22 protein-coding genes are annotated in these 24,936 nt (G+C 61.5%); 12 read left to right on the forward strand and 10 right to left on the reverse strand.

All coding sequences use genetic code 11. The annotated features are described in order from the left end of the window. Positions 1–12: 12 nt before the first annotated feature. Positions 13–645: a glycerol-3-phosphate 1-O-acyltransferase PlsY gene (plsY, locus tag ABXR19_RS16195; RefSeq protein WP_354602187.1), complete on the reverse strand. Its 633-nt coding sequence runs from the start codon at positions 643–645 to the stop codon at positions 13–15. Between the two features lie 33 nt (positions 646–678). On the opposite strand from plsY, the gene ABXR19_RS16200 reads away from it, so the two are divergent. Then, a complete protein-coding gene (locus tag ABXR19_RS16200) occupies positions 679–1,080 on the forward strand; it encodes a dihydroneopterin aldolase (RefSeq protein ID WP_354602188.1) in 402 nt (133 codons plus the stop codon). Positions 1,081–1,222: 142 nt separating this feature from the next. Here ABXR19_RS16200 and clpA read toward each other — a convergent pair whose 3' ends face one another. After that, complete coding sequence (clpA, locus tag ABXR19_RS16205) at positions 1,223–3,502, reverse strand: ATP-dependent Clp protease ATP-binding subunit ClpA (RefSeq protein ID WP_354602189.1); 2,280 nt, start codon at positions 3,500–3,502, stop codon at positions 1,223–1,225. Next, entirely contained in the window at positions 3,502–3,810 is a 309-nt protein-coding gene (gene clpS, locus ABXR19_RS16210; protein WP_354602227.1) for an ATP-dependent Clp protease adapter ClpS, read from the reverse strand. The genes clpA and clpS overlap by 1 nt, the downstream gene beginning before the upstream one ends. Positions 3,811–4,186: 376 nt before the next feature. On the opposite strand from clpS, the gene ABXR19_RS16215 reads away from it, so the two are divergent. From ABXR19_RS16215 to ABXR19_RS16225, 3 genes are all read left to right on the forward strand, one after another. Continuing rightward, positions 4,187–4,390 (forward strand): cold-shock protein, encoded by a 204-nt coding sequence (locus ABXR19_RS16215; RefSeq protein WP_354602228.1) that lies wholly within the window; start codon positions 4,187–4,189, stop codon positions 4,388–4,390. Between the two features lie 76 nt (positions 4,391–4,466). Further along, positions 4,467–5,003 (forward strand): pseudouridine synthase, encoded by a 537-nt coding sequence (locus tag ABXR19_RS16220; protein WP_354602190.1) that lies wholly within the window; start codon positions 4,467–4,469, stop codon positions 5,001–5,003. 79 nt (positions 5,004–5,082) lie between these two features. Continuing rightward, entirely contained in the window at positions 5,083–5,517 is a 435-nt protein-coding gene (locus ABXR19_RS16225) for a DUF192 domain-containing protein (RefSeq protein WP_354602191.1), read from the forward strand. A 69-nt stretch (positions 5,518–5,586) separates the two neighbouring features. Here the strand turns inward: ABXR19_RS16225 and ABXR19_RS16230 are convergent, their stop codons facing one another. The 3 genes from ABXR19_RS16230 to ABXR19_RS16240 form a co-directional block, all read right to left on the reverse strand. Beyond that, positions 5,587–7,068 (reverse strand): DEAD/DEAH box helicase, encoded by a 1,482-nt coding sequence (locus ABXR19_RS16230; protein ID WP_354602192.1) that lies wholly within the window; start codon positions 7,066–7,068, stop codon positions 5,587–5,589. 79 nt (positions 7,069–7,147) lie between these two features. Continuing rightward, a complete protein-coding gene (rlmM, locus tag ABXR19_RS16235) occupies positions 7,148–8,260 on the reverse strand; it encodes a 23S rRNA (cytidine(2498)-2'-O)-methyltransferase RlmM (RefSeq protein WP_354602193.1) in 1,113 nt (370 codons plus the stop codon). Between the two features lie 95 nt (positions 8,261–8,355). Continuing rightward, a complete protein-coding gene (locus tag ABXR19_RS16240) occupies positions 8,356–9,057 on the reverse strand; it encodes a ParA family partition ATPase (protein WP_354602194.1) in 702 nt (233 codons plus the stop codon). A gap of 253 nt (positions 9,058–9,310) precedes the next feature. On the opposite strand from ABXR19_RS16240, the gene ABXR19_RS16245 reads away from it, so the two are divergent. Continuing rightward, positions 9,311–10,648, forward strand: coding sequence for an HD-GYP domain-containing protein (locus tag ABXR19_RS16245; protein WP_354602195.1), 1,338 nt, complete (start codon positions 9,311–9,313; stop codon positions 10,646–10,648). A 143-nt stretch (positions 10,649–10,791) separates the two neighbouring features. Next, positions 10,792–12,285: an EAL domain-containing protein gene (locus ABXR19_RS16250; RefSeq protein WP_354602196.1), complete on the forward strand. Its 1,494-nt coding sequence runs from the start codon at positions 10,792–10,794 to the stop codon at positions 12,283–12,285. Here ABXR19_RS16250 and ABXR19_RS16255 read toward each other — a convergent pair. After that, a complete protein-coding gene (locus ABXR19_RS16255; RefSeq protein ID WP_354602197.1) occupies positions 12,271–12,654 on the reverse strand; it encodes a hypothetical protein in 384 nt (127 codons plus the stop codon). The two genes, ABXR19_RS16250 and ABXR19_RS16255, sit on opposite strands and share 15 nt — an antisense overlap. 172 nt (positions 12,655–12,826) lie before the next feature. Here ABXR19_RS16255 and ABXR19_RS16260 point away from each other — a divergent pair, with 172 nt between their 5' ends. Beyond that, positions 12,827–14,125, forward strand: a complete 1,299-nt coding sequence (locus ABXR19_RS16260; protein ID WP_354602198.1) for an extracellular solute-binding protein — start codon at positions 12,827–12,829, stop codon at positions 14,123–14,125. Continuing rightward, the gene (gene ugpQ, locus ABXR19_RS16265) at positions 14,122–14,853 is read left to right on the forward strand and encodes a glycerophosphodiester phosphodiesterase (RefSeq protein ID WP_354602199.1); all 732 of its coding nucleotides are present in this window, start codon (positions 14,122–14,124) and stop codon (positions 14,851–14,853) included. The genes ABXR19_RS16260 and ugpQ overlap by 4 nt, the downstream gene beginning before the upstream one ends. On the opposite strand, the gene ABXR19_RS16270 is transcribed toward ugpQ, so the two are convergent. Continuing rightward, positions 14,822–15,706, reverse strand: coding sequence for a DMT family transporter (locus tag ABXR19_RS16270; protein WP_354602200.1), 885 nt, complete (start codon positions 15,704–15,706; stop codon positions 14,822–14,824). The two genes, ugpQ and ABXR19_RS16270, sit on opposite strands and share 32 nt — an antisense overlap. A gap of 234 nt (positions 15,707–15,940) precedes the next feature. Here ABXR19_RS16270 and ABXR19_RS16275 point away from each other — a divergent pair, with 234 nt between their 5' ends. Then, on the forward strand, positions 15,941–16,966 hold the full coding sequence (locus tag ABXR19_RS16275) for an extracellular solute-binding protein (RefSeq protein ID WP_354602201.1): 1,026 nt from the start codon (positions 15,941–15,943) through the stop codon (positions 16,964–16,966). Between the two features lie 93 nt (positions 16,967–17,059). Here ABXR19_RS16275 and ABXR19_RS16280 read toward each other — a convergent pair whose 3' ends face one another. After that, positions 17,060–17,470: a GFA family protein gene (locus ABXR19_RS16280; RefSeq protein WP_354602202.1), complete on the reverse strand. Its 411-nt coding sequence runs from the start codon at positions 17,468–17,470 to the stop codon at positions 17,060–17,062. A 482-nt stretch (positions 17,471–17,952) separates the two neighbouring features. Further along, a complete protein-coding gene (locus tag ABXR19_RS16285; protein WP_354602203.1) occupies positions 17,953–19,614 on the reverse strand; it encodes an ABC transporter permease in 1,662 nt (553 codons plus the stop codon). A 219-nt stretch (positions 19,615–19,833) separates the two neighbouring features. Here ABXR19_RS16285 and ABXR19_RS16290 point away from each other — a divergent pair, with 219 nt between their 5' ends. From ABXR19_RS16290 to ABXR19_RS16300, 3 genes are all read left to right on the forward strand, one after another. After that, positions 19,834–20,889 (forward strand): ABC transporter ATP-binding protein, encoded by a 1,056-nt coding sequence (locus tag ABXR19_RS16290; protein ID WP_354602204.1) that lies wholly within the window; start codon positions 19,834–19,836, stop codon positions 20,887–20,889. A gap of 590 nt (positions 20,890–21,479) precedes the next feature. Continuing rightward, positions 21,480–23,747, forward strand: a complete 2,268-nt coding sequence (locus ABXR19_RS16295; protein ID WP_354602205.1) for a TonB-dependent receptor — start codon at positions 21,480–21,482, stop codon at positions 23,745–23,747. Between the two features lie 54 nt (positions 23,748–23,801). Further along, positions 23,802–24,935, forward strand: coding sequence for a DUF1513 domain-containing protein (locus ABXR19_RS16300; protein WP_354602206.1), 1,134 nt, complete (start codon positions 23,802–23,804; stop codon positions 24,933–24,935). The last annotated feature ends 1 nt before the right edge of the window (position 24,936 follow it).

The following is a 24,936-nucleotide window of genomic DNA, read 5'->3' on the forward strand; positions in this document are numbered from 1 at the left end:
TTCGGGCCAGGTTCAGTTGCCCGGTTCGCTCGGCGCAGCCACCTTCTTGCTGCCGATCTTGCTCTCCTCGCCCTTCAGCAGCCGGCGGATGTTGTCCTTGTGGCGCCAGATCAGCACGGTCACCATGGCCATCACGCCCACGGTCCAGTACTCCGAGCCGGTGATCCAGCGGGTCAGGGCCGGTGCGGCAATGGCGGCGGTGACTGCTGCGGCCGATGAGTAACGGCTGATCAGCGCCGTTGCCAGCCACACCAGCAGCACCGCGCCCCCCAGCAAAGGATTGATCCCCAGCAGCACGCCAGCGGCGGTGGCGACCCCTTTGCCGCCCTTGCCGCGCAGGAAGACTGAAAAAACGTGACCGAGGAATACCGCAACGGCAATCAGTGCCAGCGCTGTGCCATCCAGCTTCAATTCCGGTGCAAAGGCGCGCGCCGCCCACACCACCAGTCCGCCCTTGGCAGCGTCTCCCAGCAGGGTCAGCAGCGCAGCGGTTTTGTTGCCGCTGCGCAGCACGTTGGTGGCGCCGGGATTGCCGGAGCCGAAGCTGCGCGGGTCGGACAGGCCCATGGCGCGGCTTACGACCACGGCAAACGGGATGCTACCAATCAGGTAGGCGGCAAGCAGCAAGGGTAGAATCAGCGACATTTCTTCAAGGGCCCAGGGCCGGGTTGGTTATTCATGGATTTCATATTTATCGAAGGCATGCTGGTCGATGCACACGTCGGGATTTATCCGCGCGAGCGCATCGCGTCCCAGCCGCTGGAAATCAACATGACCTTCGGCGTGCCCGATGCAGCGGCCGAGCGCGATGATATCGCGGACACGATCAGTTATGACCTGGTTGTCGACAGAATTCGCGAAGTGCTGGCCCAGCGCCAATTCAATTTGCTTGAAACACTTGGTGAGTTTGTCGTGGCTTTGATGTTTGAGGAATTCAATGCGCCCTGGGTGCGCGTGTCGATTGCCAAACCTGGCGTGTTGCGCAACGTGCGCCGTGTCGGTGTCTATATCGAGCGGGGACGGAATGGCGAAGGCCCGCCCGCTGCGGGTGCGGTGCAAATGGGAATGCCGCGCAGTTGAGCCCGGAAGCTGCAGTTACCCGCTCCCCGCGGCACTGTGCAGACAGGCGTGCTGAAGAAGCCCGCTGGGCGCGGCTCTTCAGGCAGGTGTTGCAGAAATAACAAAGGCCGCATTGCGCGGCCTTTGTCTGATGTGCCGGTGATCAGGCGTGGACTTCTTCCTCGTCGAAATGCAGGGCGACTTTGCCCTCGACATTGATATCGATCGTCACCTTGCCGCCGTGGGCAAGACGCCCGAACAGCAGTTCGTCGGCCAGGGCGGAGCGGATGGTGTCCTGAATCAGGCGTGCCATCGGGCGTGCGCCCATCAGTGGATCGAAGCCTTTTTCGGCCAGCCAGGCCTTGAGGGCGTCGGTGAAATTCACCTCGACCTTCTTCTCCTGGAGTTGGCCTTCCAGTTGCATCAGGAATTTTTCCACTACACGCATGATGACTTCGCGATCCAGCGGCTTGAAGGACACGACGGCATCCAGACGGTTGCGGAATTCCGGCGTGAACAGGCGCTTGATTTCGACCATCTCGTCGCCGGCTTCGCGGCTGTTGGTGAAGCCCATCGTACCTTTTTGCAGGGCGTCCTGACCGGCGTTGGTGGTCATGATGATGATCACGTTGCGCAGGTCGGCTTCGCGGCCGTTGTTGTCGGTCAGCTTGCCGTGGTCCATCACCTGCAACAGGATGTTGTAGATGTCCGGATGAGCTTTTTCGATTTCATCAAGCAGCAGCACGCAATGCGGCTTCTTGGTGACCGCCTCGGTGAGCAGTCCGCCCTGATCAAAGCCGACATAGCCCGGTGGCGCGCCGATCAGGCGACTGACGGCGTGACGTTCCATGTACTCGGACATGTCGAAGCGCACCAGTTCGATGCCCAGCGTGTAGGCAAGCTGGCGGGCGACTTCGGTCTTGCCGACGCCGGTGGGGCCGGAGAACAGGAAGCTGCCGATCGGCTTGGCCGGGTTGCCCAGACCGGAGCGGCTCATCTTGATGGCCTTGGCTAGCGCATCGATGGCAGCTTCCTGACCGAACACCAGGTTCTTCAGATCGCGATCCAGCGTAGCTAGCGCCGCGCGGTCGTCGTTGGATACCGAGCGCGGTGGGATGCGTGCGATGCGGGCGACGATGTCCTCAATGTCGCCCTTGCCGATGGTCTTCTTCTGCTTGCTCTTGGGCAGGATGCGTTGGGCTGCACCGGCCTCGTCGATCACGTCGATGGCTTTATCGGGCAGATGACGGTCGTTGATGTAGCGGGCCGATAGTTCGGCTGCGCTGATGATGGCGGCGGCCGAATACTTGATGCCGTGATGCTCCTCGAAACGGCTCTTGAGTCCCTTGAGGATCTCGATGGTTTCGGGGATCGAGGGCTCGCTCACGTCGACTTTCTGGAAGCGCCGTGACAGGGCGTGATCCTTCTCGAAAATGCTGCGGAATTCTGTGTAGGTGGTCGCGCCGATGCATTTGAGCTGACCGGAAGACAGCGCCGGCTTGAGCAAATTGGAGGCATCCAGCGTGCCGCCCGAGGCGGCGCCCGCGCCGATCAGGGTGTGGATCTCGTCGATGAAGAGGATCGCATTCTGATTGTCGAGCAATTGTTTGAGCACCGCCTTGAGGCGTTGCTCAAAGTCGCCACGGTATTTCGTGCCAGCCAGCAGGGCGCCCATATCCAGTGCATAGACCTGGGCTTCTGCCAGAATTTCGGGCACGCGGCCTTCAACGATGTGGCGCGCCAGACCTTCCGCAATCGCGGTCTTGCCTACGCCAGCCTCGCCGACCAGCAGCGGATTGTTCTTGCGCCGACGGCACAGGGTCTGGATCACGCGCTCCAGCTCCTTGTCGCGGCCGATCAGGGGGTCGATCTTGCCCATCAAGGCTTGCTGGTTGAGGTTCTGAGTGTAAGCCTCCAGCGCACCACCAGCGCCGGCAGCCTCACCTTCGCCTTGTTCGCCGCCTTCACCTTCGCCGGCTTTTTTTTCCGCTGGAGTGCCCGGCACAGGCGCTGCCTTGGCGACGCCGTGCGAGATGAAATTAACCACATCCAGACGCGAGATACCCTGACGCTGCAGGAAGAAGACGGCGTGCGAATCTTTCTCGCCGAAGATGGCGACCAGCACATTCGCGCCATTCACTTCTTTTTTGCCAGAAGATTGAACGTGCAGGATTGCGCGCTGGATCACGCGCTGAAAGCCCAGCGTCGGTTGGGTGTCGATTTCTTCTTCGCCGGAAACCGTAGGGGTGTGCTCGTTGATGAATTTCGTCAGTTCGCGGCGCAGTTCATCCACGTTGGCCGCGCAGGCGCGCAGCACCTCGGCGGCAGACGGGTTGTCCAGCAGCGCGAGCAGCAGGTGTTCCACGGTAATGAACTCGTGGCGTTTTTGCCGGGCTTCGACAAAGGCCATGTGCAGGCTTACTTCCAGTTCCTGGGCAATCATTACGCTTCCTCCATCACGCACGCCAGCGGATGCTGGTTCTGACGTGCAAAATTGCCGACCTGCTCGACTTTGGTTGCTGCTACATCACGCGGGAAAATCCCGCAAACGCCTTTGCCTTCACGATGCACGGCCAGCATTACACGCGTTGCCTGCTCGCGATCCATGCTGAAAAAGTTCTGCAGCACATTGATTACGAAGTCCATGGGGGTGTAATCGTCATTCAACAGCAGAACCTTGAACATCGGTGGTGCTTGAAGTTTAGTGCGCTCTGCTTCAAGCGTTGTTTCATGTTGTTTTCGAATAGCCATGAACCCCATTCTAATGACTCCGCCCCATACATCAAGTTCCATTCTTGAGCTTGAAAATGGTGTCTGTTCCGGCGTTCTCAAGTGCTGATCGGATGCGCCCCGGTCTGGGGCGAAAACGCCGGGGTGTATGCCGTTTTTCGAAGCAATCGACGTGCCTGAAAGAGGCTTGGTTGCAGTCTGAAGTGCGCTTGTCGTATTCATGCCAACGCCGCAGGTAAGGTCTATTGACGGTTGGGGTGCTAAGGCGTAAAAGCCGAGAGTGCTCTGTCATGGTGCAATAGGCAACATGGCATTGGCGGCAACGTCGGGCATGCCAAGAAGTAAACCTGCGCAAGCGGGAGACGAGACAGATAAACCAGAGGAAGAGGTAGAAGGTATGGCAACGGGTACAGTAAAGTGGTTCAACGACGCTAAGGGTTTCGGCTTCATTACGCCGGACGACGGTAGCGAGGATTTGTTTGCGCATTTTTCCGCCATCAACATGAACGGCTTCAAGTCGCTCAAAGAAGGCGATAAAGTTTCGTTCGAGCCGACGCAAGGCCCCAAGGGCAAGCAGGCTTCGAACATTCAGCGCGCCTGATCCGGCTGTTCGATTTTTTCGAGCAGCACGAAGGCCCGTCAGAACCTGGCGGGCCTTTTGTTTTGGTTTTCCTTTTATGAGCCGCATCCTTCTTCTCAACAAACCTTTTGGTGTGCTCAGCCAGTTCACTGGCGAGCCGGGTCAGCGCACGCTCGCGGATTGCGTGAGTGAAAAAGGCGTATATGCCGCTGGTCGTCTGGATGCGGATAGTGAAGGTTTGCTGCTGCTAACCGATGATGGCGCGCTGCAGCACCGGCTCGCCGATCCGCGTCACAAGCAAGCCAAGGTGTATCTGGCGCAGGTTGAAGGCATGCCTGAAGAGCAAGCACTGGCGCGCCTCTGCGGGCGGCTTGATCTGGGCGATTTCGTCACGCAGCCGTGTCGTGCCGAACAGGTAGGCGAACCTGACTGGCTGTGGCCGCGCGATCCCCCTATTCGCGAGCGCAAGAGCATTCCCACCAGCTGGTTGCGGATTGAATTGCGCGAGGGAAAAAACAGGCAGGTGCGGAGGATGACCGCCAAAGTGGGTTTGCCAACGCTGCGCTTGATCCGGGTGTCGATTGGTGACTATCGGCTGAACGGTTTATTGCCTGGGCAGTGGCGTCTCGCCTGAGCAACACTTCCTCAGCCGCTTCAGATGCCGGACAGGATTGCCCGGTAGAATCCGGGCAACTCCAAGCAGAAAGCTTTTCATGAAATTCCGCAGTGTGCAGGCTGTCGTGCTGACCGCCTTTTCGTTCTCCGTAATTGCACAGACGCCCAAGACGGTCGATCTGTCGATTGGCATGTACCGGATCCAGGCCGAGGTGGCCGCGACCCAACCGGCACGTGAGCTCGGGCTGATGAACCGCAAGAGCATGCCGCAGCAGGCCGGCATGCTCTTCGTCTTCGAGCAGCCTCAGACCTATTGTTTCTGGATGAAAAACACTTTGCTGCCCTTGTCGATTGCCTTCATCGACGAAGCTGGCCAGATCGTCAATCTGGCTGACATGCAGCCCATGAATGAGACCAGCCATTGCGCAGCCAAGCCGATTCGCTATGCGCTGGAAATGAATCAGGGTTGGTTCAAGGCCAAGGGCATCAAGGCGGGGGCTACGGTCAAGGGTGTGGTGCCTGCCGCAAAGTAAGCTTATGCAGGTCACTGAACGTAAAAGAGCGCCGATTCCGGCGCTCTTTTACGTTCAGCCTCAGCAAATTCAGTCCGCTTTACGCGCACCGCCAAGCAGGAAGGCGGTGGTGCGCGGCCGCTTGCTCTCGGTTGGCGTTTCGCCAGCTGCCTTGGGCGCCTCTGGCGCTTTGTTGCTGGCGTAAGGTGCGCTGAAGTCGAAACCGTCAGCCGCGATCTGGCGCTTGGCCGCTGGCCGTGCTGGGGGGCGACTGGATTGCGATGGCCTCGACTGGGGGCGAGCTGCCGGCTTGAGTTCGTCTGCGCTGGCGTAGGGACGGTTGAAATCGAAACCGTCGGCATCAACCTGGCGCTTGGGCCGGTTATGGGTGTTGCGGAAGCGGCGCAGGTCATCGACCGATGTTTCCGGGCCATAGCCGGTGACCAGCTCTTGCGGGATCTTGAATTTGATGAGTTTTTCGATGGCCGCCAGCTTGTAGTTCTCTTCCGGTGCAACCAGCGAAACCGCAGCGCCCAGCTTGCCGGCGCGACCGGTACGGCCGATGCGGTGCACGTAATCTTCCGGCGTACCGGGGATTTCGAAATTCACGACATAGGGCAGGTCATCCACGTCCAGACCGCGCGCGGCCACGTCGGTCGCGACCAGTACGCGGATGGCGCCGGATTTGAAAGCTTCCAGTGCGGCAGAGCGCTCCAGTTGGCTCTTGTCGCCGTGGATGGCGTCAGCCGAGATACCTTCTTTTTTCAGGTGCAGGGCCAGGCGGGCACAGCCAAATTTGGTGTTCACGAAAACCAGAGTCTGGCCCAGACCATCGGCGCCGGCATTCAGCAGGTCGGCGAGCAGGTCGCGCTTCACATGACTGGAAACCGGGTGAACCAAATGGCGGATGTTTTCCGATACGGCATTGCGGCGGGCGACTTCTATCAGTTGCGGTGCGCGCAGCATGCTGTCGGCGAGTTTCTTGATTTCGTCCGAGAAGGTCGCCGAGAACAGCAGGCTCTGGCGTTGAGCCGGCAGCAGATTGAGGATGCGGCGGATGTCCGGAATGAAGCCCATGTCCAGCATGCGGTCGGCTTCGTCGAGGATCAGGAATTCGACGTTCTGCAGCAGGATGGTTTTTTGTTCGACGTGATCCAGCAGGCGACCCGGCGTGGCGACGACGATCTCGATGCCACGCTTGAGTTCGGCAACCTGCGCCTTCATGTCCACACCACCGTAGATGCAGGTGGAGCGCAGCGGAACGTATTTGCTGTAGGTTACGACCGACTGGTGTACCTGCACGGCCAGTTCGCGGGTTGGTGCGATGATCAGGGCGCGGACCGGATGTTTGGCGGGCGAGGTGCTGGCGCTGGCGTAGGGCAGCAGGCGCTGCAGCAGCGGCAGCGTGAAGCCTGCCGTCTTGCCGGTGCCGGTCTGGGCGCCGCCCATGATGTCCTTGCCGGCCAGAATGACCGGAATGGCCTGCGCCTGAATGGGCGTGGGCTCGGTGTAGCCGGCTTCGGTGACGGCGCGCAACAGTTCGGGGCTTAGCCCCAGTTCAGCAAAACTCATGTGTTTGGCGTGTGCCGCGAGCTTTGGGCTGCGCGGAATTTATTGAAGGAAAACAAGACAGTATAACCGTCTCTGGGATTTATCGGCCGGATTGCTTGTCCGACGGCAGGGTGTGCGGGTGGATCTTGGCCAGATAGGCCGTGACTTCTTCGCGGTCGTGATAGAGCTGGCGGATGCGCAGCACGTAACTGTCACCGTGCACCTTGAAGCGCGAATCGATGAGCTGGCGGCAGCGCTTGAGTTCGTCGAAGCGCTTTTTCATGGGCAATTTGAGATTGAAGATGGCTCGCTTGCAGCGTCCGGTGGCGACCCAGTCGGCGACCAGCTGAGCGATGCGACCTGGTTGCTCGACCATATCGCAGACCAGCCATTCAACTTGTTTGCGCGGTGCGCGCCAGTTGAAACCGTCGGCTTTCACATGTTCGACCATGCCGGTCTGGATCAGAGCATCGGCCAGCGGACCGTTATCGACGGCGAAGACATGCAGGCCGCGCTCGGCAAACTGGAAGCTCCAGCCGCCTGGCGCAGCGCCCAGATCGACGGCATAGAGACCGGCGCGCAGGCTTTGCACGCGCTCATCCTCGGTCATCAGAGCGTCGAAGGCTTCGGCCAGCTTCAGGGTCGAGCGGCTCGGTGCGTTGCGCGGCATGCGCAGGCGGGCGATGCCCATTGGCCAAGGTGAGGCGTTGCCGGGATCGGAAAGGCCCAGATCAATCTGGCTGGAGTCCTTGAAGTACAGGTGCAGCGTCGGCAGGTCGGCTTTGTTGCGCAGGATGCGGCGCGCGCTGAGCGCCCGTTCGATGTGCGGGATGAAGCGTTTGAGGAAGCCACCCAAGGTCTTGGCTTCGTTGGTGTCGGCTGTTTCCGCTTCGATGCGTCCGATCTGTACACCCAGCGCTTCAATAGCCTCGATCAGCGGCGTGGCGCGGTCTTCGGTGGGCAGGTCGGAGAGGCGTTCGACCCACACGCTGCGCTGACGCGCGAACACCAGGGCGTGGAAGGGGGTGGCGTCTTGCGCCAGCTTCCAGTCAAAAATCTCGTCAAAAACGTAATGGACGCAGCCCGAGTTGGTTTCGGTGCGCGGCTTGCCGCTGATGCCGGCGCGTTTGGCCAACACATCAGCTTCAGCGGAGCATTCAGGTTCAAAACCGGGGCGGCACAGGAGGATCAAGCCCTTGGCGGTAGCAGACATCGTGGTGGTTCACAGCAATATGGCAGAGGCGCATGTTACCAGCCTTGCCCACTGCCCCATGAATCCTTCGCTTGATCGCTCGCGGCGCCATGTAATTACGTTGTGTGGCAAGCCTGCGCTGCGCGCGTATCAATCAGGTTTTGCATGCGGCGGGATGCGCCGAGCGCGGTTTGTGGAGCGCTAACGCTGGCCACTCCGTGCTCGAGCAGTTGCAATGTGTAGCGGGCGAAGGCGCGGCTGAGTTTATTGACCGGCGTGGGCAAACTCTCCGGTTGCGGGGTTTGCAGCAGCAGTTTGGATGAGGAAACCGCGAAGACCGGCGCCAGTATCCGGCTCTGCAGCTCTGCCGGCACCGACTCGAGGAGGCGCAGCGCGGCCTGGTATTGCCAGGGGTTGCTGGGCCATTGCGAGGGCAGGGCGAGGGCGCGCGGCAGGCGCTCCAGATCCCGGTACATCACGCGCAGGTCTTCCTGTGAGTCCCGAAATGGCAGCAACACCAGATCTGCTGCCTGATACAGCTCTGAATCCGTTTCGATACGATTGGCGCCACCATCAATTACGCCGATCCAGCCAGTGCGTTCACGCAGGGTGGCGATGATCTGGGTGCGCGCCTGAGCATTGCGCCCATCCGCGAAAACGTAAGGCTGGCTGCCGTGTGGCGGCATTTCGCGGCAGTCATCGGTCATCACGCAGACGGCACGTTTGCCGAGCAAACCCAGCCCGTGGCACAGCAGGTGCGAGAGGGTGGTTTTTCCGGTGCCGCCCTTGGCGCCGATGATGCTGATGATTGCCGACATGTTTTTGCCCTCGTGCCGCCGTGATTTCTTCAAGTTAGAAGCATGCCCGATGGCTGGCAAGGGCAGGCTGGAAACAGGGCTGAAGAATTGCCCCAATTCCGCCGCTTTGGGGCAAATTGCCCCGCAAGGCCGTTATCGTTTGTGTTTGCCCTCAGGGCCATGGTTTGCGGGGCGTTCTTTTGTGTAGGATTGAGAACTAGCTGCAATTGCCGATAACCAACGAATGAATCCAGAAAATCCAGGTGTTTCAGCCATGCAGATCGTTGCTACTGACGATTTGTGCTGTGGCATGTTTGTCGCCGATCTGGATCGCCCCTGGCTGGGCACACCTTTTCTGTTGCAAGGTTTTCTGATTGAGGAGCGCCGGCAAATCGTCCTGTTGCGAGAGCTGTGCAGCTTCGTGCGGGTTGATCCCTTGCGTTCGGTCGGCGTTGAGTTTGCCGTGCGCAAGCCGGCATCGCGGCGCGTGCATAAGTATTTGCCGGCCTTCGTGCAAGAGGAAGTGCAGCGCGCCCGCCTCGATTTCATGGCTTTTTTGCGTCGCCTGCGCCGTCGTGGGAGCGGTGATGCCGACGATATCCAGATGGAGTTGCTGGGCGCCGGGCGCGAGGCGCGGGCCTTGGCGGCCGATGGCGGCGATGTGCCGCTGGAGCTGGAGCTGCTGGCCAGCGCGCCTGCTTTTGATGCGGCCGAACGCGCGGTGGAGCAGGTTTTGCGCGACATCAAGGCAGGTTCTGCCGTCGATCTGCATCAGGCGGAAGTCGCCGTGCACGACATGGTGCGCAGCGTGATGCGTAATCCGGATGCGCTGATGTGGATGGCGCGCTTGCGGGTGGGCAGCGAACACGCTTATCAGCGTGCACTGGACGCCAGCGTGCACCTGATGGTGTTCGGCAACAGCTTGGGCATGCGTGAAGCCGAGTTGCAGTTGCTCGGCATGGCGGGGCTGGTGCTGGACGTCGGGCGTCTGCATTTGCCGGAAGACCTGCAGAACAAGGAGGGTGAGCTCAGCGAGCGCGAGTTTGAGGAGTATCGGCGCCACGTTGATCACTCCATCGCCATCCTGCACGAATGCAGTCAGCCCGATCCGCAATTGCTCGCGGTGGTTAGCCGGCATCACGAACGGCGCGATGGCAGCGGCTATCCGAATGGTTTGAGTGGCGATGCGATTGGTCTGTATGGCGAGATGGCCGGCATTGTGGATTGTTATTGCGCCATGATCCGCCAGCGCCAGTATGCGCCGACCTTGTCCAGCCAGAAGGCGCTGGAAATCCTGCTCAAAACGCGCGAGCTGCATTTCAGCGCGCATGTACTGGACCAGTTCGTGCAGTGTGTCGGGCTTTATCCGATTGGTGCGCTGGTCGAACTGCATACCGGCGAGGTCGGCGTGGTGGTGGCGCAGAACCGTGTGCGCCGGCTCAAACCGCGCGTCATGGTTTTGCTGCAGGCCGACAAGGCTGCGCTGGCTTATCCGCAAATGCTGGATCTGTTGTATGAACCGTTGGCTGCAGATGGCAGCCCCTACAGTATCCTGCGCGGTTTGCCGCCCGATGCGTACGGGATTGATCCGCAGGAGTTCTATCTCGTATGAGCCGCTCTGGGCTTGCCTCTTGTCCAGATAGTGCTGAAGACCCTTTGCTGGAGTCTATCTCGGAGGGTGCTGCCCTGCAGGCCATGTCCGGTGCGGTTCTTCGGTCCATGCAGGTGGAGCTTGGTGAGGCAGGCGAGCTTGACTTGCAGCCCCTGTCTGACGCCATTGCCGGCTTGAGCGGAGCTGGCGCGCGTGGGCTGACGGATTTCGAGCGTGCCTGGCGGGTGGCCCTGCTCGGTGGCGCACCGGCCGCGCTTGCTGCGCAGGGTTTGCAAGCCTGGTTGGCGGAACTCGCGCGTGCTGCGGTGGCGCCTCAAAGCCTGGCCGTCGCACAGCAATGGGCGCTGCATGCCGCGGGGCGAGCCTGCGAATTGCTGCGTCAAAGCAATCTAGGCAGCGATTCCTTGGCTGCGCTGGAAGAAATCCTGCGCGCAGCCGAGCCGGGTGCGCAAACCGGCGTGCTCATGCTCGGCCTGCCGGAATTCCTGGAATTGCCCTGTTCGGCGCACCGCCAGTGGCAAGTCGAACTGGCGCAAGCCGTGGCGGCGCGCTTGCGCCCGGCGGACTGGTTGTTGCAAGTCTCCACGCGCGACTGGCTGTTGCTGATGCCCGGCGTGCATTCGGCCGCGCAATTGCCGCTGGCCGCGCAGGCGCTGTCAAGCGCTTGTGCGGGCGTGCTGGCGCAGCACTTTGGCGCGCAGCAGAGCGCGATCTGCGTGGGCGCGGCGCTGGCGCCCGAGCGCGCTCAGTCAGCCCCGGCGTTGCTGGCCGCGGCGCGCACGGCGCTGGCGCAGGCGCGTGCGCAGGGCGAGGCTTTTCTCTTGTCTGAAGCGGCTTCGGGCGAGGCGTGTGACGATCAGGCGCTGGGGCTGGAATTCGCGCGGGCTTTGCAGACTAATGCGCTCTTGCTGCATTACCAGCCGCAGGTGCGTTTGCACGATGAAGCCTGTATCGCCGTCGAGGCCTTGTTGCGTTGGCGCAGCGCGGCCGGCGAGTGGATTGCGCCGCCGCGTCTGATTGCCATGGCTGAGCGTCTGGGCCTGCTGCCGCGATTGTGCGACTGGCTGATTGCCGAGGCTTGCCGCGTGCTGGCGGCGCTGACGCAGGCCGGGCATTCTCTGCGCGTGGCGATCAATCTGACCGCGACTGATTTTTACGACGTGGATCTGCCCGAGCGCGTAGTGCAGCTGACTCACACCTGGGGCGTCAGTCCAGCCCAGTTGGTGATCGAGGTGACGGAAACGATCCTGATCGTCCGGCCGCAACGTGCCCGTGCCGTGTTTGATGCGCTGCGCGTCTTGGGCTGCCGGATTTCTCTGGACGATTTCGGCACCGGCTATTCATCACTCGCGTATCTGCGCGAGCTGCCAGTAGATGAGGTCAAGATCGACCGCTGCTTCATTACTGATGTAATCGGTAATCCACGCGACGCCGCCATCGTGCGCAGCATCGTCGCTCTGGGCGGCGGCTTGGGGCTCAATGTCGTGGCCGAGGGCGCCGAAACCCGGGAAGTGATCGATTGGCTGAGTCATGAGGGCTGCTCCGTGGTGCAAGGCTACGGGTTTGCTCGGCCGATGGCTTTCGAGGATTTGCTTCGCTGGCTGAATGCCCCGCTTGCGAATTCAGTGGGCACCTGAGTCGGCCTTGACGGCGCGCTTGCGGGCCGTGGTTTTGGCCGCCGGGGCCTCTTCTGCATCAGCTTCGTCTTCGGCTGGTTTGCTCGGTTTGCTTGCAGGGACTTCGGGTTTGACGCTGTCGATCTTGTTTTCCGCCATGTAGTCGTTCATGTCTTTCCAGCCCGCGAAGACCGAGGCTTTGAGCGCCCCTTTGTTCAGTTCATAGCAGTCCTCCAGGGCGCGGCCCGAGTGGCGGCAGGCACTGCCGATGGCTTTGCCCTCGGCATCTTTGGCTTCTGCCAGTTTGGCGGGATCTTCAATGCCCAGTTGTTCGCAGGCGCTGAGCGCGCACAGCAGCAAGGGCAGAAGGAGCAGGGCAGGAGCTTTCATGATCGTGGGCGCGGTAGCGAGATACAGTTTTTAACGACACTTGCCGCAGCAGCTTGAATTCGGCAATGAAACCGTTGGTCACTCCGGGCGCAGGGCCCGGCGGGTACGCGCAGCGCATGCGCCTTGAGTGCCTATAATCCCGGTTCCGCTCGCGTTGTTTCAGGAGTTCTTGATGTCTAAAAAAGTTTCCCGTGCAGGCCAGGGCTTGCTGCTTTCCCTGATTTTTATCGCCATCCCGGCCTTGGCAGCCCCGGCTAAAAAAGCCGCTGCCACAGCGCCAATCACCTCCAATCTGAGTATCGAACTCAGCTCGCAACTCGGTGCCGACAAGGGCATCGAACTGGCTGCACTGGTTGAGCGTTTCAATGCGCAGAGCAAATTCGGCCGTATTACCCTGACCGATCGCTCGGTGGGCCAGGGTGCGCAGGCGCAATTGACGATCATCGCGGATGCCGATGACGAGGCCGCTCTGCTTGCCTCCCGGCGCTTCAAGCCGCTGTGGCAAGTCATGAAGGACGCTGGCGAGCCGATGCAGACGCTGCCAGTGCCGCGTTACCTGGTTCCTTCCATGCTTGATTCCGCTGGCAAGGTGCAGGCACTGCCGGTGGGCTTGTCCAGTCCGGTGGTGTTTTTCAACAAGGATGCTCTGCGTAAGGCCGGTGCCGACATGAGCACCCTGCCGAAGAACTGGAACGAGTGGCAGGACGTGCTCGGCAAGCTCAATCAAAGTGGCGTGGCCTGCCCGATGACGGTGTCGCAGCCGGTGTCTACCCTGCTCGAAAACGCCAGCGCCTGGAACAATCAGGCCTTTGTGGTGGGGGCTGGTAAAAACGAGCAGATCGCCGTCAATGGCCTGGTTCAGGTGAAACACATAGCCAAGATGAGCACCTGGTACAAGTCGCGTTATCTGCATTATTTCGGTCGTGCCGGCGAGGGTGAAGATCATTTCACCAGTGGTGAGTGTGCCGTGCTGGTAGGGCCGTCGGCCGCTTTTCCGAGCCTCGTGCGCAGCTCCGCTTTCCCGATCGGTGTGAGCAGCTATCCCTACCACGACGATGCCTACGGTGCGCCGCAACACACCTGGGCGGATGGCCCGGCGCTGTGGGTGGCGAGTGGCCGCAGTGCGCTGGAATACAAGCTTGCCGCTTCCTTCGTGCGTTTCTGGCTGACCCCGCAGAACCAGGTTGATTGGCAAGTGAACGCTGGCTATCTGCCGCTCAGCTCGGCCGGCCTGGTTGCGACCCAGTCGAGCAAACTGCTCAAGGATGAATTGCTGGCCCAGCGCGTGGCCATCGATCAGCTGACTTTCAAGCCAACCAGCGCATTCTCGGCGGCGAGTAGCTATGGCCATCGCGCCGGTGTGCGCCGGGTGCTGGCGGAGGAAATCGAAGCCATCTTTGCTGACAAGAAACCGTCCAAGCAAGGTCTCGATGATGCTGTCGCGCGTATCCGCAGCGGCCGCATGAATTGAAAATCTGGCCTTATCCACGCGTCATCGCGCACCGCTGCGGTGGTGCGCTGGCGCCGGAAAATACCCTCGCCGGGCTGACCATTGCGGCACAGCTCGGCTGCCGGGGTGTCGAGTTTGACGTGATGCTCTCGGCCGAGGGCAGCCCTTGGCTGATTCACGATGAAACCCTGGAACGCACCAGCAATGGTACGGGGCGCGTGTGTGACAGCCCGGATGCCACCTTGGCCGCGCTGGATGCCGGCGCCTGGCATCACCCCGCGTTTGCGGGTGAGCGCCTGCCAACGCTGCTTCAGGCACTGGCGACTTGCCAGGCCTTGGGGCTGGCCGCCAATATCGAGATCAAACCCGCAGCGGCATTTGAGGCCGAAACCGGTCGCGTGGTCAGCCGCTTCGTACGGGATTTCTACGTGGATATGCCTGAATATCCGCTCCTGTCCTCATTCTCCGAGGATGCCTTGCGCGCAGCCAGGCTGGAAGCGCCTCTCCAGCCACTCGCCCTGCTGGTCGATGAGATTCCTCCGGACTGGCAGGACCGCTGCGCGCAACTGGGCGTGATCGCCGTGCACACCAACAGCACATTCCTGAGCGCCGAGGATGCCCGCGCCATCAAGGCTGCCGGCTACGCGCTGGCCGTGTATACCGAGGACGATCCGCTGCGCGCTGCCGAATTATTCGGCTGGGGCGTCGACAGCGTGATCACCGACCGGCCCGATCGCGTCCGGGCTTGATCAGGCCATTGGCCAATGCCGTGCCCAGCAGCACGATGGCGCCGCCGATGAGCATGCTCGGCGTGATCGTCTCGTGCAGGAAAACCGCGCCCCACAGTACGCCGAAAACCGGAATCAGGAAGGTCACCGTCAGCGTGCGCGCCGGGCCGATTTCGCGGATCAAGCGGAAGAAAATCAGATAGGCCCAGCCCGTACACAACAGCGCCAGCGCGCCCACCGCCAGCCAGTCCGACAGTTGTGGCACCTGCCGTGCCGGCGTCAGCAGCGCCAGCGGCAAGACCACCAGGCTCGCCGCCCACAGGCTGCCGTGCGCCTGATCAAACGAGGCGATCTGACTGGCGTATTTTTTCGTATAACTGGTGGCCAGCGCGTAGCACAACGGCGCACACAGAGCCGCCAGCGCGGCCAGCCAGGCGCCATCGCCAGCGGTGCCCACATTCGTGCCGACGATCAGCATCACTCCGCCAAAGCCCAGCGCCAGCCCGATCAGCGCGCTGCGCGTCAGCGGCGTACGCAACCAGATTGCCGCCACCACCGCCCCGAAGATCGGCGTGGCGGCATTGGTAATCGACAGCAGGGAGGCGTTCAGCGTCTGCGCAGCAAAGGCGTAGAGCAGGAAGGGCAAGCCGGAATTGAAGGCGCCCATGAACAGGAAATGCCGCCAGTTCTTGCGCCAATCCAGCGAGCGCTGCAAGGTCAGCGCCACGCCGCTCAGAAACAGCGCCGCCAGCCCGACGCGCAGCACGATCAGCTTGCCGGGGCCGAACACCGGCACGCCTAGGCGCAGAAACAGGAAAGAGGCGCCCCAGATGGCGGCGAGGAGGATCAGGCGGGCTAGATTGGCGGCGGACATGGGCCGTATTGTCGCGCAATACCGAGGCGAATGGCTGCGTGAAGCCTGCCCGGAGATCCGCCCCCACATTGCCTGTGCAGCCTGCATGCCTGCACAGGCAAGCCGGGAGCGGCTCTTCAGGCAGGGCTTGGTATAAAGACGTATTTACGCAAACAGGAATCATTTGCAATTGACTTTGATTGCAGCAATAATCCTGACAGCCCTTTTCGTTCCGACCTGAACCGTGGAGTCCTCATGCAACATCGCCATCTTGCCGCCGCCCTGAGCCTGTCTGTCTGCATCCTGACCAGCACCCTGGCCAGCGCCGCCGACACCGAGCTGAATCTTTACTCGGCCCGCCACTACCAGACCGACGAAGCCCTCTACAAGAATTTCGAGAAGGCCACCGGTATCAAGATCAACCGCATCGAAGCCCAGGAAGACGCGCTGCTCGAACGCATCAAGAACGAAGGCGCCAACAGCCCGGCTGACGTCTTCATCACCGTGGACGCCACGCGTCTGGCCAAGGCTGACGAGCTGGGCCTGTTCGCCGAGGTCAAATCCAAAGTGCTGGACAGCCGCATCCCCGCCCACCTGCGCACCGGCGAGTGGTTTGCGTTTTCGACCCGTGCCCGCGTGATCGTGCACAACAAGCTGGCGATCAAGGCCGCCGACGTGCAGAGCTACGAACAGCTCGCCGACCCCAAACTCAAGGGCCAGATCTGCGTGCGCGGCGGCATGCACCCCTACAACCTGTCGCTCGGCGCCGCCATCATCGCGCATGAGGGCGAGGCCAAAACCGAAGCCTGGGCCAAGGGCCTGGTCGCCAACTTCGCCCGCGCACCCAAGGGCGGCGACACCGACCAGATCAAGGCCGTGGCCGCTGGCGAATGCGGCGTGGCGCTGGTCAATTCCTATTACGTGGCGCGCATGATGCGCAGCACCGCCGCGGATGACCGCAAGGCCATCGAAGCCATCAACGTCGTGTGGCCCAACCAGCAAAGCTGGGGCACGCACATCAACATTTCCGGCGGCGGCATGCTCAAGACCGCCCCGCACAAGGAAGCTGCGGTCAAGTTCCTCGAATACCTGGCCTCCGACGAAGCCCAGATTTACTTCGCCGATGGCAACAACGAATGGCCGGTGGTGACAGGCCTGAAGATCAAGAACCCCGCGCTGGAACGCCTCGGCCCCTTCAAGGCCGACACCCTGGAGATCGGCAAGACCTCCAAGGGCGCGATTGCCGCGCAGAAGATCTTCGACCGGGCTGGCTGGCGCTGAGCTATGTCGCCCAACAAAAAGCCCCGCTGCGTGCGGGGCTTTTTGTTGGTTGGTTGTTAGTAGTGCGCAATGCGCACCACTCGGCCTGTTGAATTACGACTTTTTATCAGCAGGGTGATTCACCCCATCGTATGTCGTGATGCCAGATATTTTGAGTGGGTTGATCCCCTCGAGACAAGCGACGTTAAAGCCGTATTGACTTGGGTTTGATCTTCGCTGGTGGTGCGTATAGATGCCGCACACTTTGCAAAAATAGTGTTTCGCGGTCTTTGTGTTGAATTGATAAAGGCTAAGAAGCTCAGCCCCTTTGACTATGCTTATGCCTGATAGCGGAATCGAGGCTGCAATCGCACCTCGACGGCGACACAGGGAGCAATCACAGCGCCGCACATCAATGAGGCCATCAGGTAAGTCGAGCTCAAACTCAACCCCGCCACAATGGCAGCTGGCTTTGTGTTTGGCTTTGATTGCCACGCCATCAACTTCTTTGAGATTCAGTGCCATTTGATTTTCACCTTTCGGATGCGTCGCCATTTATACCTGCGCTCAGCATTCCGAGTAAACACTCAGCCGGCCTTGCAACGGCAGTACATGGCCGATGGCAGGTCCGTAGGGTGCAATAACCGAAGGGCATTGCACCGGATCACCGGATGTTCTCAACCGCCGGGTGTTGCGCATGTCCTTCGCCATCCCCCGCCCAATCCGCCGGATAAACACCTGCCTGCACCAGGGGATGAAACGTGGAATGTGGCCAATCTGCTACACGCCGTACCACGTCATGCTTCACCGGGTTGATACGCACGTAGCCTGTAGGGTGCAATAACCGAAGGGCATTGCACCGGATGATTTCCGTCGCAGCAAATTCACGGTGAAGAAAAAAGTACCACCAGGGCTCCAGGCGCGCAGATAGTCAGGCATGGGCCAAGCGTGCCACCGCATGGCATCCGGTGAAATGCCCTTCGGTTATTGCCCCCTACGTTTGATGCTTACCTTGCCCTGCTGATCCTTCTGGACAGCAAAATCACCGGCAGCAGCCCGGCCAGGACGATGGCCAGCGAGGCGGTGGCGGCCTCACTCAGGCGCTCGTCACTGGCCAATGTGTAGGCCTGCGTGGCCAGCGTATCGAAGTTGAAGGGGCGCATCACCAGGGTGGCGGGCAGTTCCTTCATCACGTCCACAAACACCAGCAGGCCGGCGGTGAGCAGGCTGCCGCGCAACAGCGGCCAGTGCACCCGGCGCAGGGTGGCGCTGCGGCCTTGGCCGAGGCTGCGCGCGGCTTCGTCCATCGACGGCGTGATGCGCGCGAGGCCGGATTCGACGGTGCCGAGCGCGACGGTGAGATAGCGCACCAGATAGGCGTAGACCAGCGCGGCAATGCCGCCGGTGAGGAGCAGGCCGGGGCTGTGGCCGGTGACTTGCTGAATGGCGCTGGCCAGCCATTGGTCGAGGCGCGTCATCGGGATCAGCACGCCGACGGCAATCACCGAGCCGGGCAGGGCGTAGCCCAGTCCGACCAGACGATTGAGCACGGCCGGAATGCGCGAGCGCGCGAGCCGCGCGGCATAGCCCAGCAATACCGCCAGCAGCACCGCGCAGAGGGCGGTAACGGCCGCCAGCAGCACGCTGTTATGCACCAGTTCCAGATAGCGGCTGCCGAGCTGGCTGTCGCCGTCCTTGAAGGCCATGCGCAGCAGCAGCCCAGCCGGCAGCCCGAAACCCGCCAGCAGCGGGCCTGTGCAGGCGGCAATCGCGCCGAGGGCTGCCCAGCCTCGCAGTACAGCACGCTTGCCCGGACGGGCGCGCGGGCCGGCGCTGTGGCGGGCACGTCCGCGCGAAGCTTTCTCCAGCAACAAGATCAGGGCCACACAGCCCAAGAGGGCCGCTGCCAGCTGCGCGGCGGCCAGGCGATCGCCGAGCGAGAACCAGGCACGGAAGATGCCGGTGGTGAAGGTCTGCACCGCGAAGTAGGACACGGTGCCGAAATCGGCCAGGGTTTCCATCAGCGCCAGACTCACGCCGGCGATGATCGCGGGGCGCGCCAGTGGCAGCGAGATGCGCCAGAAGCAGGCCCAGGGGTCGAGGCCGGCGGCGCGCCCGGCTTCGGTGAGGCTGCCAGCGCGTTCCAGAAAGGCGGCGCGGGCCAGCATGTAAACGTAAGGATATAGCACCAGACTGAACATCACGCAGGCGCCGCCCACGCTGCGCACATCGGGAAACCAGTAATCGGCGCGGCTCCAGCCGAAGAATTCGCGCAGGCCGGTTTGCAGCGGGCCGACGAACTGCAGGAAGTCCGTGTAGACGTAGGCCAGCACATAGGCCGGCATGGCCATCGGCAGTACCAGCGCCCACTCGAAAAAGCGCCGGCCGGGGAACTCGGTCATGGTGGTGAGCCAGGCGCAGGCCACGCCCAGCAGCGCCACGCCCAGGCCCACACCCAGCACCATGATCAGGGTATTGAGGATGAATTCCGCCAGTACGGTGTCAGCCAGATGCGCCCAGGTCTCGCCCGTGCCGCCGACGAGGAGGCTGCCGGCGACCACCAGCACCGGCACAGCCAGCAGCAAGGCGAACACGCAACCGGCCAGGGTGAGTGGGCTGAAGGCTTGGCGCAGCTGGGAGATGGGACTTAAGGCGGTGGAGGGCGGCATGGTTTTGATCGTTCCCCCGCTCTGCGTGGGAATGTGGTTTATGGCGGTTTGTAGCGCTTTGCGCCGGGTTGTGTGCGTAGCGGGTGAAACGGCGGGCGCTGAAGTGTCCGGTCTTGTGCACCCGTGCAGAGCCTGGAAGCGATCAAGATGGTTTCGGACTTTGGCGTGCTCGCCAGATTATAATCATTCTCATCTACAAGTTTCGTCAAAGCTGCCGGCATGACTCATCCCGCTCCCGTTCTATCCGCTCAGGACTTGCGCTTGGCCTATGGCACGCAGGAGGTCGTGCACGGCCTGAGTTTCGAGCTGGTGCCCGGGAATATCGCCTGTCTGCTCGGCCCATCGGGCTGCGGCAAGACCACGGTGCTGCGGGCGATTGCCGGTTTCGAGCACTTGCTGGCCGGCCAGATCCGCTTCGAAGGCCGCCTGATCGGCAGCGCCACGCAGCATGTAGTGCCCGAGGCACGCGGCATCGGCATGGTGTTTCAGGACTACGCGCTGTTTCCGCATCTGACGGTAGCGGCGAATGTGGGCTTTGCCCTGGCCAAAGCCGCCCGCCCCGCCCGCGTTGCGGAGATGCTGGCGCTGGTCGGGCTGGCGGGCGAGGCGCAGAAGTATCCGCATGAACTCTCCGGTGGGCAGCAGCAGCGCGTGGCTCTGGCCCGCGCGCTGGCGCCGCACCCGGCGCTGGTCTTGCTGGACGAGCCCTTCTCCAATCTCGACACCGAGATGCGCGAGCGCCTGTCGCTGGAGGTGCGCGACATCCTCAAGGCCGCCGGCACCGCCGCCATTCTGGTTACCCATGATCAGCACGAAGCCTTCGCCATGGCGGACGAAATCGGCGTGATGCATGCGGGCCGCATTCAGCAGTGGGGCAGCGGCTGGCAGCTGTATCACCGCCCGGTGAATCGTTTCGTGGCGGATTTTGTCGGCCAGGGCGTCATCGTGCGCGGGGTGGTGCGCGATCCGGCGACGGTGGAAATCGAGCTCGGCCGGCTGAATTCGAACGTGCCGGTGGAGTGCTGTCACGGCTCGACCGAGTGCGAGGTGGATGTGCTGCTGCGCCCGGACGATATCGTGCACGACGATGCCAGTCCGCTGCAGGCCCAGGTGGCGCGCAAGGCTTTCAAGGGCGCCGAAATCCTGTACACCCTGCGCCTGCCCAGTGGCGTCGAGGTGCTCTCGTTGGTGCCCAGCCACCACGATCACGCCATCGGCCAGCGCATCGGCATCCGCCTGGATGTTGATCACGTCGTAACCTTTCCCCACGCCTGAGAGCAGTCCTGCCTGAAGATCCGCTCCGAGCGGACGTCTTCAGTCTGCCTGCCTGATTAGCCGCGCCCTGATTGGCTGTTCGGCACATCTGCCTGTAAAGACAATGCCAGAGCGGCTCTTGGGGTAGGAGTCGTTGTAGGAATTGCCTCTGGCCGCGAGCGCTCGCGGCCAGAGGCAATTCCTGCAAAATGCTGCCAGCCGCACATAGCGGGGCTCATTGTCGGAGCGAGGTTCACATCGCGATTGCCGACTATCGCGATGTGATCCTCGCTCCGACAGTGTGGTGTGGTGTGGTGTGGCGGCGGGCGGCGGGCGGCGTTCTGCTTTTTGGTCTTTTTTGGTTTGACCAAAATTCGCGAGAGGTCGTTGTTGGAGCGGCAATGGCCGTTTCAAGGAAGAGCCGCGGCGGAGTAGCGGGCGGGGTCGTGAAAAATTTTCCTGTAAAGCATTGTCAGTTTTTGCAAATCAATGTTTAATGAGAACTGTTCGTATTTGCGAATGGTTCTTGTTCGCCTGACAATAAGCTTGGCTAGCTGCCGCCCTAATGGCGTGCGCAGTGACCGCCCGGCACCAACCCCGGAGTTTTTCTGATGCCCGCAAACTTTTCTGCCCGCACCGTCCCGCCTGTTCTTGGTCTCTCGCGGCTGAGTGTGGCCGTTCACCTTGCGCTTGCCTCACTGCTGCTGATGCAGCCCGCACAAGCCCAGACCGCCGCCAAAGACGAGAAAAAAGATGAAAAAACCCTCGCGACGGTGCGCGTCAGTGCCGACGGCGTGCCGCAGGAAGTGGAAGCCAAGGGCAGCTATCAGGCCGTGACCAGCACCATCGGCAAGGGCAAGCAGGCGCTACGCGACATTCCGCAGTCGGTAACGGTGGTGACCGAGAAGCTTATCGACGATCGCAATCTGGATACGCTGAAAGACACGCTGCACATGACTTCTGGCGTGACCTTCCTGGCCGCCGAGGGTGGCGAGGAAGACATCCGTCTGCGTGGATTCTCACTGCAGGGCACGGGCGACATTTTCGTCGACGGCCTGCGCGACCCGGCCATCTATGAGCGCGATACCTTCAACTACGATCGCCTCGAAGTGTTGCGTGGTTCGGCCTCGATGCTCTTCGGTCGTGGCTCCACCGGCGGTGTGGTGAATCAGGTCAGCAAGCAGGCTTTCCTGCTGGATCAGAACGAAGTTGATCTGACCTACGGTACCGGCAACTACAAGCGCATGGAAACCGACCTGAATTTCGTGACAGGCCAGGATTCCGCGCTGCGCCTGACCGGCATGAAAACCCTGGCCGACAATAACGGCTCTGGCGCCTCCATCGACAAGGAAGGTGTGGCCGGCAATTTCCGCTATGGCATCGGTCAGCGTGATGAATTTGAAGTCGGTCTGTATTACCTGAAAAATCGCAATGGCATCAACTACGGTCTGCCCTGGCTGGCGCCAAACAGTGCGACGTCGGACCGGACGATGATCGACAAGGACCCCGCATCCTATTACGGCGTTGATAGCGACTATGCCAACAGCGATGTGGTGAGTGGCACGCTGAGCCACACCCACCGTTTTGGCGGGGATAGTCAGCTCAAGACCTCCTTCCGCACTGGCACGTACAAGCGCGATCAGCGCGCCAGCACGGTGCGCTGGGGCAATGCTGCTTCGCAGCCCGGTGGTGTGGCGGCGACCGAGCAGTCGATCAGCGATGCGACGGTGCTGAATCGTGGGGTCAACAACAAGATTCAGGACCTCGATAATCAGGTGCTGCAGAGCGATTACACCGACAAGTTCAAGTGGTTAGGACTGAATCATGCCGTGACTACCGGCGTGGATTTCAACCATGAATTTCGTACGACCTACGGTGTCGTTACGGATACCTCCTTGAACAAAACCAACACCACGGTTGGCGACGAAGATGGCACGGGCGGCGTGGATGAGAGCAAGCGTCAGGTGCGCCGCTCGGGTGAATTCGATGTTACCTCGGCGGGCGCCTACTTCCAGGATCTGGTGCAGGTGGCCGAGCACTGGAAGCTGCTGGGTGGCTTGCGTTTCGACTATCTGGATGGCAACTATCGCAGCTACTCCACGGCGAATGCCAATACAGGTGCCATCACCGGCGACATGGGGCGTCACGACAAGTTGTGGAGCAAGCGTGGCGGTGTGCTGTATCAGCCGACGCCGGAGGCTTCTTTCCACTTCTCGTATGGCACCTCGTTCAATACTTCGGGCGATACCTATCAGTACGACGCCAAGACCTCCAAGACGCCACCGGAGAAGAGCCGGAATGTGGAGTTGGGCAGCAAACTTGATCTGCTGGGAGGGAATCTGTCGACCCGCTTCGCACTCTTCCACTCGACCAAGTACAACGAGCGCAATACGGACACCGAGTCGGTGAACGACACCAACTTCGTGCTCTCTGCCGAGCGTTACACCAAGGGTTTCGAGACCGATATTGCAGGTCGGATCAACGCTGACTGGGAAATGTTCTTCTCTTACACCTGGATTCCGGTCGCCAAGATCGCCAAGGGAGCCGCCGGGCAGAATGAAACCGTGGGTCAGCGCCCCGGCTTGATTCCGAAGCATCAGGCTTCGCTGTGGAGCACTTACAAGATCGCCTCGGACTGGCGCTTGGGCGCCGGCGTGAATGGCCGTACCAAGATGAGTCCGCTGCTGGTCACTGATTTCAAGGTGGATGGCTACCTGACCTATGACGCCATGGTCGAGTATCAGGTGTTGAAAGATCTGAGCCTTAAGCTCAACGGCAGCAATCTGACCAACAAGCTGTACGGCGACAATCTGTACCGCGGCCACTACGTGCCGGGCAAGGGTCGTACGGTCGAGCTGACGGCCAGCTACAAGTTCTGAGTTTTATCGTTCAAGGGCCCGCACGAGCGGGCCTTTTTTGCTTTGGAGTCTCTGATGGACAAGCGTAGTTTTCTTCGTTCCGTAGCAGCCATGCTGGCCACCTCGGCCCTTCCTTTGCCGGCGCTTGCCGCAGCGGGCAAACCTGTCCGTCTGCTGGCCGGTTGGCGCAGTGGCGTGGCGCTGCCGGCGCCGCTGATTGGCGGGCCCGGTGATTATGTGGGGATCGTGCAGATTGACTGGGCGCAGCGCGACATCCGCCTGCTCTCCGCGCTGCCGGTCGCCTCACGCGGGCATGGCCTGATCAGCGACGGGCAGGGCGGCTATATCGCCCAGGCTTATCGTCACGGCCTGTGGGTTTTGCGTGCCGATGCGGCGGGCAAGGCTGTTCGTCAGATCGATATCAAGGCCGAATCCGGTCGGGTTTCGGGCGGGCACATCACGTTGTCCGCAGACGGCAAGCAAGTCTTCTGCACCGAAATAGATCCGGTGAGCGGTGAGGGCTGGATCAGTGTGCGCGATGCTGTCACGCTGACGCGCGTCGCCCAGTGGCCCACGCACGGCATGGATCCGCACCAGGTTCTACAAGATGCGCAGGGCATGCTGCTGATCGCCAACGGCGGCATTCGCTACACCGACAAGGGTGCCAAGCGCGATCTGGAGCAGATGTCCTCGTCCTTGGTGCGTCTGAATCCGGCAACGGGTGAAGTGCTCGGCCAGTGGCGCCTGCGCGATGCACGCCTGTCCTTGCGGCATCTGGCCTGGAACGAGACGCCTGCCGGCGAAACCCTGCTTGGCATCGCCATGCAGGGCGAGCACGAAAGCCCCGAAGCCCGCAAGAATGCGCCGACCCTGGCGGTGTGGAATGGTAAGGAGCTCTCGATTCCCAGCCAGTCGCCGCTGGGCGAGGGGTACACCGGTGACATCATGGCCGGCCCCGGTGGCGGCTTCATCCTCAGCGCCCAGCTCTCCGGCAAGGCGCTGCTGTGGCATCCGGGTGATGCAGCACGCATGTTGCTGATTGCCGACCTGCACCGCGCCGGTGCGCTGTCCGGCCCGGACGATGACGGCGGTTTCTTCATTGCGGGCGAAAAGGGCCCGGCACGCTGGCATCTGCGCGAAGAGGCGCAAATGCTCGCCTGGCCGATCCCGATGTCGCCGGACAATCATTGGGCGCTGTTGGAGGGCTGAA

Origin of the sequence: Uliginosibacterium flavum (assembly GCF_040566545.1) — a bacterium.
Classification (GTDB): Bacteria; Pseudomonadota; Gammaproteobacteria; order Burkholderiales; family Rhodocyclaceae; genus Uliginosibacterium; species Uliginosibacterium flavum.

What these genes read in the sequence shown, in the direction of transcription:
- plsY (WP_354602187.1), bottom strand. Translation starts at nt 645, where the DNA reads ATGTCGCTGATTCTACCCTTGCTGCTTGCCGCCTACCTGATTGGTAGC.
- ABXR19_RS16200 (WP_354602188.1), top strand. Translation starts at nt 679, where the DNA reads ATGGATTTCATATTTATCGAAGGCATGCTGGTCGATGCACACGTCGGG.
- clpA (WP_354602189.1), bottom strand. Translation starts at nt 3,502, where the DNA reads ATGATTGCCCAGGAACTGGAAGTAAGCCTGCACATGGCCTTTGTCGAA.
- clpS (WP_354602227.1), bottom strand. Translation starts at nt 3,810, where the DNA reads ATGGCTATTCGAAAACAACATGAAACAACGCTTGAAGCAGAGCGCACT.
- ABXR19_RS16215 (WP_354602228.1), top strand. Translation starts at nt 4,187, where the DNA reads ATGGCAACGGGTACAGTAAAGTGGTTCAACGACGCTAAGGGTTTCGGC.
- ABXR19_RS16220 (WP_354602190.1), top strand. Translation starts at nt 4,467, where the DNA reads ATGAGCCGCATCCTTCTTCTCAACAAACCTTTTGGTGTGCTCAGCCAG.
- ABXR19_RS16225 (WP_354602191.1), top strand. Translation starts at nt 5,083, where the DNA reads ATGAAATTCCGCAGTGTGCAGGCTGTCGTGCTGACCGCCTTTTCGTTC.
- ABXR19_RS16230 (WP_354602192.1), bottom strand. Translation starts at nt 7,068, where the DNA reads ATGAGTTTTGCTGAACTGGGGCTAAGCCCCGAACTGTTGCGCGCCGTC.
- rlmM (WP_354602193.1), bottom strand. Translation starts at nt 8,260, where the DNA reads ATGTCTGCTACCGCCAAGGGCTTGATCCTCCTGTGCCGCCCCGGTTTT.
- ABXR19_RS16240 (WP_354602194.1), bottom strand. Translation starts at nt 9,057, where the DNA reads ATGTCGGCAATCATCAGCATCATCGGCGCCAAGGGCGGCACCGGAAAA.
- ABXR19_RS16245 (WP_354602195.1), top strand. Translation starts at nt 9,311, where the DNA reads ATGCAGATCGTTGCTACTGACGATTTGTGCTGTGGCATGTTTGTCGCC.
- ABXR19_RS16255 (WP_354602197.1), bottom strand. Translation starts at nt 12,654, where the DNA reads ATGAAAGCTCCTGCCCTGCTCCTTCTGCCCTTGCTGCTGTGCGCGCTC.
- ABXR19_RS16260 (WP_354602198.1), top strand. Translation starts at nt 12,827, where the DNA reads ATGTCTAAAAAAGTTTCCCGTGCAGGCCAGGGCTTGCTGCTTTCCCTG.
- ABXR19_RS16270 (WP_354602200.1), bottom strand. Translation starts at nt 15,706, where the DNA reads ATGTCCGCCGCCAATCTAGCCCGCCTGATCCTCCTCGCCGCCATCTGG.
- ABXR19_RS16275 (WP_354602201.1), top strand. Translation starts at nt 15,941, where the DNA reads ATGCAACATCGCCATCTTGCCGCCGCCCTGAGCCTGTCTGTCTGCATC.
- ABXR19_RS16280 (WP_354602202.1), bottom strand. Translation starts at nt 17,470, where the DNA reads ATGGCACTGAATCTCAAAGAAGTTGATGGCGTGGCAATCAAAGCCAAA.
- ABXR19_RS16285 (WP_354602203.1), bottom strand. Translation starts at nt 19,614, where the DNA reads ATGCCGCCCTCCACCGCCTTAAGTCCCATCTCCCAGCTGCGCCAAGCC.
- ABXR19_RS16290 (WP_354602204.1), top strand. Translation starts at nt 19,834, where the DNA reads ATGACTCATCCCGCTCCCGTTCTATCCGCTCAGGACTTGCGCTTGGCC.
- ABXR19_RS16295 (WP_354602205.1), top strand. Translation starts at nt 21,480, where the DNA reads ATGCCCGCAAACTTTTCTGCCCGCACCGTCCCGCCTGTTCTTGGTCTC.
- ABXR19_RS16300 (WP_354602206.1), top strand. Translation starts at nt 23,802, where the DNA reads ATGGACAAGCGTAGTTTTCTTCGTTCCGTAGCAGCCATGCTGGCCACC.